The 12,695-nt window shown below is 66.0% G+C and carries 14 protein-coding genes; 4 read left to right on the forward strand and 10 right to left on the reverse strand.

The features are described 5' to 3' along the window. Positions 1 to 3 precede the first annotated feature (3 nt). The 4 genes from ccmI to HOP59_RS06870 are packed head-to-tail and all read right to left on the reverse strand — an operon-like array spanning position 4 to position 3,966. A complete protein-coding gene (gene ccmI / locus HOP59_RS06855; RefSeq protein ID WP_234253301.1) occupies positions 4 to 897 on the reverse strand; it encodes a c-type cytochrome biogenesis protein CcmI in 894 nt (297 codons plus the stop codon). Beyond that, positions 894 to 1,385: a cytochrome c-type biogenesis protein gene (locus HOP59_RS06860; protein ID WP_234253302.1), complete on the reverse strand. Its 492-nt coding sequence runs from the start codon at positions 1,383 to 1,385 to the stop codon at positions 894 to 896. The genes ccmI and HOP59_RS06860 overlap by 4 nt, the downstream gene beginning before the upstream one ends. Continuing rightward, entirely contained in the window at positions 1,382 to 1,963 is a 582-nt protein-coding gene (locus HOP59_RS06865) for a DsbE family thiol:disulfide interchange protein (protein WP_234253303.1), read from the reverse strand. Before HOP59_RS06865 ends, HOP59_RS06860 begins: the two co-directional genes overlap by 4 nt. Then, positions 1,963 to 3,966 (reverse strand): heme lyase CcmF/NrfE family subunit, encoded by a 2,004-nt coding sequence (locus HOP59_RS06870; RefSeq protein WP_234253304.1) that lies wholly within the window; start codon positions 3,964 to 3,966, stop codon positions 1,963 to 1,965. Before HOP59_RS06870 ends, HOP59_RS06865 begins: the two co-directional genes overlap by 1 nt. 402 nt (positions 3,967 to 4,368) lie before the next feature. On the opposite strand from HOP59_RS06870, the gene HOP59_RS06875 reads away from it, so the two are divergent. Then, complete coding sequence (locus tag HOP59_RS06875; RefSeq protein WP_234253489.1) at positions 4,369 to 4,890, forward strand: peptidylprolyl isomerase; 522 nt, start codon at positions 4,369 to 4,371, stop codon at positions 4,888 to 4,890. A gap of 73 nt (positions 4,891 to 4,963) precedes the next feature. On the opposite strand, the gene HOP59_RS06880 is transcribed toward HOP59_RS06875, so the two are convergent. Together HOP59_RS06880 and hemE are read right to left on the reverse strand one after the other, a co-directional pair. Next, entirely contained in the window at positions 4,964 to 5,338 is a 375-nt protein-coding gene (locus HOP59_RS06880) for a VanZ family protein (RefSeq protein ID WP_234253305.1), read from the reverse strand. Next, a complete protein-coding gene (hemE, locus tag HOP59_RS06885) occupies positions 5,331 to 6,413 on the reverse strand; it encodes a uroporphyrinogen decarboxylase (RefSeq protein WP_234253306.1) in 1,083 nt (360 codons plus the stop codon). The genes HOP59_RS06880 and hemE overlap by 8 nt, the downstream gene beginning before the upstream one ends. 168 nt (positions 6,414 to 6,581) lie before the next feature. Here hemE and ribA point away from each other — a divergent pair, with 168 nt between their 5' ends. Then, positions 6,582 to 7,217, forward strand: a complete 636-nt coding sequence (gene ribA / locus HOP59_RS06890) for a GTP cyclohydrolase II (RefSeq protein WP_234253307.1) — start codon at positions 6,582 to 6,584, stop codon at positions 7,215 to 7,217. A 41-nt stretch (positions 7,218 to 7,258) separates the two neighbouring features. Next, the gene (trhA, locus tag HOP59_RS06895; RefSeq protein WP_234253308.1) at positions 7,259 to 7,930 is read left to right on the forward strand and encodes a PAQR family membrane homeostasis protein TrhA; all 672 of its coding nucleotides are present in this window, start codon (positions 7,259 to 7,261) and stop codon (positions 7,928 to 7,930) included. On the opposite strand, the gene HOP59_RS06900 is transcribed toward trhA, so the two are convergent. The 4 genes from HOP59_RS06900 to HOP59_RS06915 are packed head-to-tail and all read right to left on the reverse strand — an operon-like array spanning position 7,900 to position 11,117. After that, positions 7,900 to 8,772 carry a DUF6999 family protein gene (locus tag HOP59_RS06900; RefSeq protein ID WP_010626182.1) on the reverse strand — a complete coding sequence of 291 codons (873 nt, stop codon included), beginning with the start codon at positions 8,770 to 8,772 and terminating at the stop codon, positions 7,900 to 7,902. The genes trhA and HOP59_RS06900 overlap by 31 nt on opposite strands. Then, the gene (locus HOP59_RS06905; protein WP_010626181.1) at positions 8,765 to 9,448 is read right to left on the reverse strand and encodes an iron-containing redox enzyme family protein; all 684 of its coding nucleotides are present in this window, start codon (positions 9,446 to 9,448) and stop codon (positions 8,765 to 8,767) included. The genes HOP59_RS06900 and HOP59_RS06905 overlap by 8 nt, the downstream gene beginning before the upstream one ends. A gap of 2 nt (positions 9,449 to 9,450) precedes the next feature. Beyond that, positions 9,451 to 10,551, reverse strand: coding sequence for a beta-ketoacyl-ACP synthase III (locus HOP59_RS06910; protein WP_234253309.1), 1,101 nt, complete (start codon positions 10,549 to 10,551; stop codon positions 9,451 to 9,453). Continuing rightward, positions 10,548 to 11,117: a diguanylate cyclase gene (locus HOP59_RS06915; RefSeq protein ID WP_234253310.1), complete on the reverse strand. Its 570-nt coding sequence runs from the start codon at positions 11,115 to 11,117 to the stop codon at positions 10,548 to 10,550. The genes HOP59_RS06910 and HOP59_RS06915 overlap by 4 nt, the downstream gene beginning before the upstream one ends. 145 nt (positions 11,118 to 11,262) lie before the next feature. On the opposite strand from HOP59_RS06915, the gene HOP59_RS06920 reads away from it, so the two are divergent. Then, entirely contained in the window at positions 11,263 to 12,636 is a 1,374-nt protein-coding gene (locus HOP59_RS06920; protein ID WP_234253311.1) for an acyltransferase family protein, read from the forward strand. The last annotated feature ends 59 nt before the right edge of the window (positions 12,637 to 12,695 follow it).

The raw sequence follows: 12,695 nt of genomic DNA on the forward strand, positions 1-12,695 counted from the left end.
GGTTCAGCCTTCCGTGGTGGTCTGCGTCACCTGGGCCAGGTTGCCGCGAATTATCTCGGCTTCCGGCGAGTCCGGCGGCAGCACGTCGAGCAGGCGCTCCCAGTAGTCGCGGGCACTCGTCATTTCCCCCTCCAGGTAGGCCCGGGATCCGGCCAGCCACAGCCCCTGGGCATGGTAGGGGTCAATCTCCAGGGCCTGTTCGATCAAGCGCAAAGGTTCGCCGCTCAGGCCACCCTGACGCTCGGCCATGACGTCGGCATAGCGCGTGAGCAGATCGGGATCGCCGTCGCCGCCGTGGGCCATGGCCTCACGAAAGGCGCGTTCGGCGGCGTCCAGGTCCTCAAGAAATACCAGGGTACGGCCCAGCAGCACCCAGCTTTCGACGTCGTCCGGCTGCTGGGCCAGGCGGCCCTGGAGCTGCTGCGCCATCAGTTGGAACTGTCTTCGCAGCTCGGCTTCGGTGGCTGCGGTCGGCTCGGCAACCGCCATCTCGCCGGCGGGCCGCTGAGTGGCGAACACCTCTTCAGCATGCCCCACCGCCAGGTAGATGCCGATCGCCATGAACGGCAGCACGGCAATGCTGACGATGGCGGCAGCGCCCACCGCACGCGCCCCACCTTGTCCTGCGTCCGAGGGTGTTTCGTCGGGCTCGATGGCACCGCTGTCGAGCAGCTCGCGCTCCAGGTCGGCCACGGCCGTGGCGTACTGGGCCTGGGTCAGGGTGCCAGCGGCAAGGTCCTGCTCCAGTTCGTGAACCCGGTCGCGATGCACGCTGGCATTGACCGCCCGGCGCGACGGCAGCGTCTCTCTGCGTGGCTCGCGCAGCAGCGGATAGAGCACGAACGTCAGCGCCAAAACGCAGAGCAGCAGGGCAAAGAGTAGAAACAGTCCGTTCATCTCATCCTCCGGGAGCAGTCTTCATGACGCAGCCGTTCGAGCACGGCGCGCTCCTGCTCGGTGAAGTCGGGGCGCTCGGCCATGCCTCGCCGCCCGACGACGACGCGCCACCACACCAGGGCGCCGCCGAACATCAGCAGGAAGGGGCTCGCCCACAGCAGCCAGGTGTTGGCCTGCAGCGGCGGCCGGTAGCGCACGTAGTCGCCGTAGCGCTGGACCATGAACTCGACGATGGCGTCGGCGTCGTGGCCGGCCAGGGTCATGTCGTAGACCCGCCGACGCATGTCGGCGGCCAGCTCGGCGTTGGATTCGTGAATGGTCTCGCTCTGGCACACCGTGCAGCGCAGCTCGCGCACCAGGGTGTCGTACTGACGCTTCTGGGCCTCGTTGTCGAACTCCAGCGGCTGGCCGATGGCCAGGGCCATGGCGAGCCCCGCCGCCAACCACAGCGGCAGGCCCAGCAGGCTCAGGAACAGGGATCGCTTCATGATTGCGCCACCCTCCTCGCCTCGTTCTTGCGCTGCTGCGCCGCTCTCAGTTGCTCGGCTCTCAGCTTCTCGACCAGCGGCAGCACCTCGTCGAGCAGCAGCTGGCGGGAGAGCGGGCCGATGCGCTTGTAGCGAATCACCCCTTCGGCATCGAGCACGTAGGTTTCCGGCGTGGCGTAAACGCCCCAGTCGATGCCGGCATCGCCACGGGGGTCATAGGCAATGGTGCGGTAAGGGTTGCCGCTGACGCCGAGATAGCGCACCGCCGCCTCCCGCTCATCGCGGTAGTTGAAGGCGTGAATGGGAATGCCGCCCTGGGCCAGCTCCATCAGCAGCGGCTTCTCGGAGCGGCAGGTGCTGCACCAGGTGGCCCAGACGTTGACCAGCGCCACCTCGCCGATGAAGTCCTGCTCGGTGACCAGGCGCTCGGCGTCTTCCAGCGCTTCGAGAGCGAAGGCCGGCGCCGGCTTGCCCACCAGCGGCGAGGGCAGATCGCGGGAGTTCATGCCCAGGCCCACGAACAGCAGGCCGAGCAGGGCAACGGTGGCGACCAGCGGCAGTAACAGGCGAAGTTTCATCAGCCGGTCGCCTCCTGCGCTTGTGTAATGATCTCATCCGACCGACGCTGCGGCCTGACTACGCGGTTGCTGGCCAGACGGTAACGCTTGTCGCATGCTGCCAGCAGGCCACCGAGCGAGAGCAGAATCGCGCCGGACCACATCCAGAACATGTAGGGCTTGTAGTAGAGCCGGAAGCTCCAGGCATCGCCCACCAGCCGCTCGCCCAGCGAGACGTAGACGTCGCGGGTGCTCGAGCGATGCAGCGAGGCCTGATTCATGGGCATCTCGGCGTGGGTGTCGTAGTAGCGGCGCTGGGGCAGCAGCGTTGCCACCAGCCGACCATTACGCTGCACCTCGACCACCGCCTGATCCGCATCCCAGTTGGGGCCACGCACGCTTTCCATGCGCAGCAGGGTGAAGTCGAAGCCTGCCGCCGAAGCGCTCTGCCCCGGCTGCAGGCGCACGTCACGCTCCACCTCGTAGGTGTTGACCATGGCGATGGCCACCACGATCAGAGCCAGGCCGACATGGGCCAAATGCATGCCCAGGAAGCTCGGCCGCATGACCTTGCGCAGCCGCGCCGGCAGGGGTTGGCGCGCCGAGCCCATGCGCTTGCGCATATCCAGCAGTGCGGTGAGCACGATCCAGACGGCCAGCATCAGCGATAGCGCCGTCATGGGACGCCAGGCGCCAAGAGTCAGCGGCCACAGCCCGCCGGCCACTACGCTGGCCGCCAGCACCCAGCGCAGCTGACGGAAGGTCTCGCCGGGATTGGCCTGCTTCCACAGCACCGACGGCCCGAGGCCCACCAACAGCAGTAGCGGCAGCATCACCGGCGCGAACACCGCATCGAAGTAGGGTGGGCCCACCGAGATCTTGCCCAGCCCGAAGGCATCCAGCGCCAGCGGGTAGAGCGTGCCGATGAAAACCGCGGTGCAGGCCACCGTCAGCAGCACGTTGTTGGCCAGCAACAAGGATTCACGGGAGTACCAGCCCAAGGCGCCGCCAAGCCCCACCCTGGGCGCCCGCCAGGCATAGACGGTCAGCGAACCGAGCAGGGTGAGCGTGAGCATGCCGAGAGTGAACACCCCACGCTCCGGGTCGGTTGCGAAGGCGTGCACCGAGGTGATGACGCCCGAGCGCACGATGAAGGCACCGAGTATCGTCAGGGCGAAGGTGATGATCGCCAGCATCAGGGTCCAGACCTTGAAGCCGCCGCGCTTTTCGGTCACCGCCAAGGAGTGGATCAGCGCCGTGGCGGTGAGCCAGGGCAGGAAGGAGGCGTTCTCCACCGGATCCCAGAACCACCAGCCGCCCCAGCCCAGCTCGTAGTAGGCCCACCAGGAGCCCACCGCGATGCCCAGCGTCAGAAAAACCCAGGCCACCGTGGTCCAGGGCCGCGACCAGCGCGCCCAGGCGGCATCGAGCCGGCCGCCTAGCAGCGCCGCCATGGCAAAGGCGAAGACCACCGCCATGCCTACGTAGCCCATGTAGAGCAGCGGTGGATGCAGGATCATGCCCGGGTCCTGCAGCAGTGGGTTCATGCCGCGCCCGTCCAGCGGACCCTGCACGATGCGCTCGAACGGGTTGGAGGTGAAGATGGTGAAGGCAATGAAGCCGACGCAGACCATGCCCAGCACCGCCAGCACCCGCGCCAGCATTTCCCTGGGCAGCGACTGACTGAAATAGGCCACGGCGGCGCCCCAGGCGCCCAGGGTGAAGACCCACAGCAGCAGCGAGCCCTCGTGGCCGCCCCATACCGCGGTGACCTTGTAGATCAGCGGCTGGGTGAGGCTGGAGTGGCTAGCCACGTAGCGCACCGTGAAGTCGTCGACCACGAAGGCCCAGGTGAGCACCGCCAGCGAAAGCGAGAGGAAGACGAACTGGCCGGTGGCCAGGAAGCGACCGGTGCGCATCAGCCGGGCGTTACCGAGCTGGGCGCCCACCAGGGGCAGCACGCTCTGAGCCAACGCCAGGCACAGCGCCAGGATAAGGGCAAAATTTCCGAGTTCCGCCACCATGGGCCGGCACCTCCCGCTTTCCCCGGTGCCGAAGAGAAGCGCGGCGACCGGTCACTGACGAACGTGAGTGGCCGAGACGAACGGGATGAAAGACTGAGAGCAGGCGCGCCTCGACCGGCATGACAGGAATGGTCCGACCAATGGCGCTAAATATCTACACGCAATACTTCTTTTCACGATGGGGTTGTGATCCATGTCAAACAAAACGGCGCGGCCGGATGTCGCGCCCCACTTCGGGCGACGAAAGCCTGACAGCGGACACGTCTGGACGTAAGCTAGGCACAGCGTTTTTCCCGCCTCACACTCACTGCGAACACTCATCACAAACACTCACCACGAACAACAGGAGCTACCGTGCTGAAGCGAACTCTGATCACCCTGCTCGCCGCCGCCAGCCTGCCGCTGGCCGCCGCCCACGCCCAGGCGGCCGACGTCGTGCTGCACACCAACCACGGCCCCATCGGCATCGAGCTGTTCAAGGACCAGGCCCCCGAGAGCGTCGAGAACTTCCTCACCTACGTGCAGGATGGTCACTACGACGGCACCCTGTTCCATCGCGTGATCGACGGCTTCATGATCCAGGGCGGCGGCTTCGATCAGGACTTCCGCCAGAAGGCGACCCGCGATCCGATCGCCAACGAAGCCAACAACGGCCTGCGCAACGAGCGCGGCACCCTGGCCATGGCCCGTACCGGCGACCCGCACTCCGCCACCGCACAGTTCTTCATCAACGTCAGCGACAACGCCTTCCTCAACCACCAGGGCACCCACTCCGGCCAGGCCTGGGGCTATGCGGTCTTCGGCCGCGTGGTGGAGGGCATGGACGTGGTCGATGCCATCAAGCGTGTGTCCACCGGCAGCCGCGGCCCGTTCCAGGACGTGCCCCGTGAAGCCGTGATCATCGAGCGTGCCGAAGTACAGTAAACGAGCACCACCCAGACACGACGACGCCCGCCATCGGTCGATGGCGGGCGTCGTCGTATGAGCGTTGGGTGTCTTACCGTCGCAGCAGGTAGCGTCTGATGGCTGCCAACACCAGCACGGCCGTTCCCGCACCCAGGGTATTGGCCAGAATATCGGCCCAGTCGCCGCCGCTGCGGCCGGGCACGGGGATCTGCAGGTATTCGATGCAGATGCCGTAGAGCACCACGGCAATGAAGGTGCGCACCAGCGGCAGCCCGGCCAGACCGATCAACCCCGCCAGGCCGGCATAGCCGACGAAGTGGTTGAACTTGTCCCACGGCAGGTTGGTGGGCATCTCGTCGCCAGGAGTCAGGCTGCCGATGGCAATGGCCACGGCCGCCAGCACGGCCAGCACCGTCCATAGACGATGGCGGTCATGCTGGCGCTGGAGCCAACTGGCTTCAGGCATGCTGGTGCTGGATGGCACGGTGATAGCGCGGGCTCAGGTCGTGCAGCGCCTCCATGAAGGCGGTGACGTTGTCCGGGTTGGTGAACTGGCTGATACCGTGGCCCAGATTGAACACGTGCCCCGGCCCTTCGCCGTAGCTGTCGAGGATACGCCCCACCTCGGCGCGAATGGCCGGCGGTCGGGCGAACAGCACGTTTGGGTCGAGATTGCCCTGCAGTGCCACCTTGTGGCCCACCCGGGCGCGCGCATCGGACAGTTCGGTGGTCCAGTCGAGGCCCACGGCATCCGGCCCCGCCAGGGCGATGTCCTCGAGCCACTGACCGCCGTTCTTGGTGAACAGGATCACCGGCACGCGCTTGCCTTCGTGGTCGCGGATCAGGCCGGCGACGATCTGCTCCATGTAGCGCAGCGAGAACTCAAGATAGGCCGGCGTGGAGAGCACCCCACCCCAGGTATCGAAGATCTGCACCGCCTGGGCCCCGGCGCGAATCTGCGCGTTGAGGTAGTCGGTCACCGCGCTGGCCAGGGTGTCGAGCAGGTCGTGCATCACGCTGGGCGTGTCGTAGAGCATGGTCTTCACGTGGCGGAAGTCCTTGCTCGAGCTGCCCTCCACCATGTAGGTGGCGAGCGTCCAGGGGCTGCCGGAGAAGCCGATCAGCGGCACCCGGCCGTTGAGCTCGCGGCGGATGGTCGAGACCGCCCGCATCACGTAGTCTAGGTCGCGCTCGGCGTCGGGCACGCTGAGAGCCGCCACGTCTTCAGCGGTGCGCACCGGCTTGCGGAACTTGGGTCCCTCACCAGTTTCGAAGTAGAGCCCCAGCCCCATGGCATCGGGGATGGTGAGGATGTCGGAAAACAGGATGGCGGCATCCAGCGGGTAGCGCTCCAGGGGTTGCAGCGTTACCTCGCAGGCCAGGTCGTGGTTGCGGCACAGGTCCATGAAATCGCCGGCTTCGGCGCGGGTCGCGCGATACTCGGGCAGGTAGCGGCCGGCCTGACGCATCATCCATACCGGCGTGCGGTCCACCGGCTGACGCAACAGAGCACGCAGAAAACGATCGTTCTTGAGTTCCATGCAGGCAGTCATCCCCGGAAAATGTCGCCACATTGTAGCGCATCCTTTTCCACGCGGCTTGACCCGGGCCAAGATCGGAGACACCGCACAATCGTGAGCCGCGCCGGCGTTCCTGCTAGAATGCGGGATTCACTTCCGCCATCGCCGTGGTCTTGACCGAGGTACCCCGTGACCATTCGATTCATCGCCGCCTCCCGGCTGCCCACGCCCTGGGCCACCTTCACCATGCACGGCTTCGAGGACGAAGCCACCGGCAAGGACCACATCGCGCTCACGCTGGGCGAGGTGGCCGACGGCGAGCCGGTACTCGGCCGGGTGCATTCGGAATGCCTGACCGGCGACGCGCTGTTCTCCATGCGCTGCGACTGCGGCTATCAGCTGCAGGAAGCGCTCAAGCGCATCGCCGACGAAGGCCGTGGCGTGCTGCTCTACCTGCGCCAGGAAGGCCGCGGCATCGGCCTGCTCAACAAGATCCGCGCCTATCACCTGCAGGACCAGGGCGCCGACACCGTGGAAGCCAACGAGCAGCTCGGCTTCGGCGCCGACCTGCGCCGCTACGACCTCTGCGTGCCGATGCTCGAACACCTGGGCATCCAGAGCCTGCGGCTGATGACCAACAACCCGCGCAAGGTCGATGCCCTGACCCAGGCCGGCGTCACTATTGCGGAACGCGTACCCCTGACCACGGGTCTCAATCCCCATAACGAGCAGTACCTCTCGACCAAGGCAGGCAAACTCGGCCACATGATGGCGCTGGGCGACTTCACCCAGGCCAGCGACGTGGATATCGAACGCAAGCCCTGAGCCGCACCCGGCAGCGGGGCGCTCCTGACGGAAACGACCCCATGCCACCAACGAAAACAACGGGCGGCCACCGCCACCACCTCATCGAGGAGCTGCTCAACAGCATCAGCCACGGTATCGGTGCGGTGCTGAGTCTTGTCGGCGTCATCGTGCTGCTGGTGCTGGCCAGCATGGCAGCCCATGTCGACCCGTGGAAGATCGTCGGTATCAGCTTGTACGGTGTGACGCTGGTGCTGCTCTATGCCATTTCCACGCTCTACCACGGCGTTCGTCACCCACGGCTCAAGCGTCTCTTTCAGCATCTGGATCACTGCGCCATCTACCTGCTGATCGCCGGCACCTACACCCCCTTCCTGCTGGTCAACATGCGCAGCTCCACCGGCTGGACCCTGTTTGCCATCGTCTGGGGTCTGGCGCTGGCCGGCATCGCCTGCAAGCTCGCCTGGCCGCATCGCTTCACGGCCCTGCGAGTCGCCATCTACCTGGTCATGGGCTGGCTGATCGTCTTTGCCGGCGAGACGTTGAGCGCCAACCTGCCCACGGCCGGTATCGTGCTGCTCGCTGCCGGCGGCATCACCTACACCCTCGGCGTGGTGTTCTTCGCCATCAGCGCTATCCCCTTCAACCACGCCATCTGGCACCTGTTCGTGCTCGGCGGCAGTACCTGTCACTACTTCGCCGTCTACGCTGCCGTGCTGCCGTTCGGGGGTTGATGCTCGGCCAGCCTGAGCCGCTCCAGCCGGGCATAGAGGTACTCGGTGAAGAAGCCGTGCATGAGGAAGCGCTGGCTCAGGTTCCACGGTCCGACCAGGTAGTGCGGGTACTTGTTATAGGCCATCTCGGCCAGGGTCGGGTCGCCGATCAGCTGGCCGACGCGAATGGCGATGGACTGGTCGAGGTTGAAGCCATTGATGGCGTCGCGGTACTCCTCGCGGGTCAGCAGCAGGCAGAACAGGCACATGAACAGCGCATGGGCGCTCTCGAAATCGAGCACCTGGGTACGTCGGCGCGGCAGTTCGAAGTCGCACTCTTCCAACGAACGCCAGTGCGCCCAGTTGATCGCCTGCGGCGTCAGGGCTGCCGGGCGCTGCCGCCAGTAGCCCATCTCCTCGATCACCCGGAACAGCTCCTGATCGTGCTTGACGAAGCTGGCGTCGAGCATGTCCTCGATGCGGCTCGGGTAGAGCGTTAGCGGCTCCACCGTAACCTCCGGGCCGTTGTCGATGAGGAAGTTGAGAATGTTGGACTCGGTGGCGAAGTGGCGCAGGATCAATTGATTGGCGCTGGGGCTGACGAAGTGGGTGCAGAACCAGCAGATCAACCGCTGCAGCAGGCCGTGGGCCCGGAACTGGGGCAGCGGCAGGCGCTTCACGAACCAGATCAGATGCAGCAGCACGGCCAGTAGGAACTGCAGCAGCGGGCGCAGCGACCAGCGCGTGGGGCGCTCCAGGTCGTCCAGCCACAGCCGCACCGCCGCCGGCTCGATGGGCAGGGAGTCGTCGAACGCCAGCGCGCGCAGAAAGGGGCTACGCGGCCTCGGCCTGGTATCAGCCATGCTCGATCTCCTCCAGCTGCAAGGCATAGAGCCGCGCCACCACCCGCGCGGTGCGCAGGATCGCCTGCTGCTGCTCCGGCGTGCGGCAGACCCGGTCGATCAGCGTATAGAGCTTGTCCAGGTGGGCGTCGTCGTTCTCGCCGTGGTAGCGCATGAAGCAGGTATAACGGCCGTCGCCATCGGTGGCCTCGTCGATCCGCCGCGCCCAGTCGCTCGCCATCTTCTGTCCCAGCCCTTCGATGATCCACATGGCACCGATCAGATCCACCGGATTGGGCTGGCTGGCGCGATACATCATGAAGGCGTGCAGCGCCTCGCTGCCGGCGTTGCGCTGCCCGGCGCGGATCTCCGCCAGCGCGCCACCTGCCGCCACGAAGTCCGCCTCCAGCATCTCGTAGTCGCGATGCTCCTCCTTGGCATGACCGATCACTTCCGAGCGCACGTCGGCATAGTCACGCTCGAAGCTGGAGGCGCCGCGGGTGATCCAACGCGCGCCTTCGATCACCTGCTGGCGCAGGTGCAGCAGCAGGCTGCGGTAATCCTCGCGGGTGAAATTGCCGCGCTCCAGGCGCTGGATGATCGGCACCCGCCCCAGCTGGCGCTCGAAGTCGAACCACACACGCATCAACCCTTGCAGGCACTCCTGTCCCAACTGGGTGGTGACCTTGCTTTCCATGGTTATTCCTCCACGACCGTGAGCTGCATGTAGACGTTATTGAAGCGACCGCTCTCCGGCACCATGCACAGGATGGTGTCGCCGGTTTGGTAGCTCTGGGTGCGACGAAACTCGTCGAGCATGATGAACATCGAGGCGCAGCCGGTGTTACCGCGGGTATAGAGATTGGTGTACCACTTCTCCTCGGGGATGGCCGCGCCGGCCTGGGTCAACATGTCGAAGATCTTGCCGCGGAAATAGTGCGACGAGTAATGGCACAGCACGTGGTCGATCCGCCCCGTCTCGACCCGCCCTTCGTCGATCAGCCGCAGCAGGCCGTCCACCCCCAGCTTGACGATGTTGTCGAGCAGGCGAACGTCCTGACGGATCAGCAGGGCGCCGGCGGCCTCCGCCTCGGCGTAGGTGGCGAAATCCTGCCAGCTGCGCGCATCGCCCACCGCCCGGCCGACGCTCATGCACACCGGGTAGGCGTCGGCGTGGGAGAAACCGCGAATCCAGTCGATACGAAAGCTGCGCCGGCGCGGCACGCTCTCCAGCAGCAGCGCCCCGGCGCCGTCCGACAGCATCCAGCGCAGGAACTCGGCATTGAAGTCGACCTCCTGCGCCACCGCCTCGTAGCGGCTGGCCTTGAACAGCCGCGAGGCCAGCTCGCTGGCGATCACCAGGGCATTGTCGTGCTCACCGGCCTTGAGCCCGGTGTAAGCCGCCTTGAGCGCCATCATGCTGCTCGAGCAGATGCCGTGGCTGCTGTGCAGCTCCACGCCGGCCACGCCCAGCTCGGCCTGGACCATGCTGCCGAACCCCGGCAGCACCAGATCGCCCTGGCTGGTGGCCACGCTGAGCATCTCGAGCCGTGATTTACTTAGGAAGCTGTCGTCGAGGCAGGCCTGGCCCGCCCGGGCGGCCATCTCGTCGTTGCTGATCAGGGTGTTGTGCTCGGCATCGATGGCGTAGTGACGCTGACGAATGCCGTTGGATTGCAGGATGCGGCGCTTGAGCCGGCTCGGCTTGCCGTGCACCAGGCCGAGCACCGCCTCGATCTGCTCGTTGTCCACCGGCTCGCCCGGCAGATAGTGGCCGCTACTGGTGATATAGACGCTCATGCGGGATTGCCTCCGTGCTTGAGGTAGTGACGCAGGCAGCGCAGGTTCTCCTCCATGTAGGGAAACACGCACAGCAGGGCCATGAAGGTCAGGTAATAGGGCAGGTAGCGTTCGCCGCCGTGGGGCACCTCGACGGGAATCAGCCGCATCTGCCCGGCCCAGTTGAGGGAGACGAGATCGATCACCACCGGCCAGTTGATCACCATGATCATCGCCAGCATGTAGAACGGCAGGCTGGCCAGGTAGCTGTGGGCATGCATCTCCCAGATGCTGATGTGACGCCGGGGAGCGGCGTAGTGCACGTCCCAGTGGGCCACGACCTCATGCAGCACCCAGGCCAGCAGGCAGATCAGCAGCACCAGCACGTTGATGCGGTAGAGCAGGCACATGAGGATGGGGATGCCCACCTGAATGCCCATCGCCGAGTGCATCAGGGTCTCCTTCAGCCCCGAGGTCTCCTCGATGTGCGTGGCACGGTGACAGCACCAGTCGACGAAGCCGGCAATTCCCCATAGCGGCAGGAAGACGTACAGCAGGACATGGATCAACAGCGTGTGGGTATCCATGGCGATTTCCTCTGTTTCAGCGGTTCTCACACTGTTCTTGCAAGGCGCTTACGTTTCATGGATGATGTTAGGAAACACTGTTCGATAACTAATATCCACTAGGCGCACGCCATTTGCAAGCGCCAATCGAATGGAACGGAACATCATGAAACAGGCAACCCACAGGCAGGGCTCGGCTTCGGATAGCGCAGCCGCACCGCAGGCAGCCCGGGATCGCTATCCCGATGCCCTGCGTGCCGGCGCACTGTTGGTGGTGGTGTTCGGCCACTGGATCGCTACCCTGCCGCGGCTGGAAAACGGCCTGATGACCACCACCGACCACCTGCTGCTGGTGTGGACCGGCGCCGGGGTGCTCACCTGGCTGCTGCAGGTGGTGCCGCTGTTCGTCTTCGTCTCGGCCGCGGTCAGCGCCGATGGCGCCCAGCGTCGGCTGGATCAGGGCCAGCGCCAGTTGCACTGGTGGGCGGGCCGGGCTCTGGGCCTGGCCCGCCCCACCGTTACCTACCTGGCAGTGCTGGTGGCCTTCGTCCTGCTGGCGGCCTATACCGGCGGACGCCTGCTCGGCCCGCTCAACCACTCGCTCACCGTTCACCTCTGGTTCCTGATGATGCTGCTGGGCGTGCAGGCGCTGCTACCGCTGAGCGTGTGGGCCGACAACCGCTGGGGGCTCAAGGCCGTGGCAGGGCTGCTGCTGATCGCCGCCGCAGTGGACCTGCTGCGCGCCGGCATTAGCTCTCCCGGCGAGCTGCTGGAGCTGGGCGCTCGCGTCACCGCCAACGGTGGCGGCATCGGCTGGCTCAACGCCGCGGTGGTTTGGCTGCTGCCGCAGCAACTCGGCATCGCCTGGAAGCGCGGGCGCTTCTCCGGCCTGGGCTGCGGCCTCGCCCTGCTATTACTCGGGCTGATGTGGCTGGCCGCCGCCGTGGCCTCGGGCTACCCCGTGGCCATGGTCGACGGCGCCTTCGGCGTGCCCAGCAATCTGCTGCCACCCACCCTGGCGCTGGTCGGCGTGATGTGGGTTCAGGTAGGTGCCGCGCTGACCTTCGAAGCCCCCGTACGCCGCCTGCTGGAGCGCCGCCGAATCGACCGCACGGTGACGATCCTCGGCGCCCTGGGTATGCCGCTCTACCTCTGGCACAAGCTCGCCGAACTGCCGGCCGCCTGGCTGGGCGAGCGCCTGGGGCTGCCCATCGACGCCGGCATACCGGGCGAGGTGGGCTTCTGGCTCGGCCGCCTGTGGTGGATTGCGCTGTGCATCGTGGCCGTCGCCCCCGTGATGATCGCGGTGGTGACCTTCGAGATGCGCCGCAAGCGCGACGTGGTTTCTGCCACCGCTGCGCCGGCCATCCTCGCCGGCGGCGCGGCGCTGCTCGGCGGCATCATCGCCAGCCTGGCGCTCGGCGCCCTGCCCGGCGCCATCTTCGGCCTGGCCGGCGTCGCAGCCGCCTCGTGGCTGCTGCGCGTCCACCCACAGCCGGCCGAAACGCCATCGGAGCGCCTGGCAGAAAGCGCAGAGTGAAGGGCAGCCGAAGGTTGTAAGCTATTTCTTACAAAACGAATCGGCAATTTCTTACAAGC

Source organism: Billgrantia aerodenitrificans (assembly GCF_021404405.1).
Taxonomy (GTDB): domain Bacteria; phylum Pseudomonadota; class Gammaproteobacteria; order Pseudomonadales; family Halomonadaceae; genus Halomonas; species Halomonas aerodenitrificans.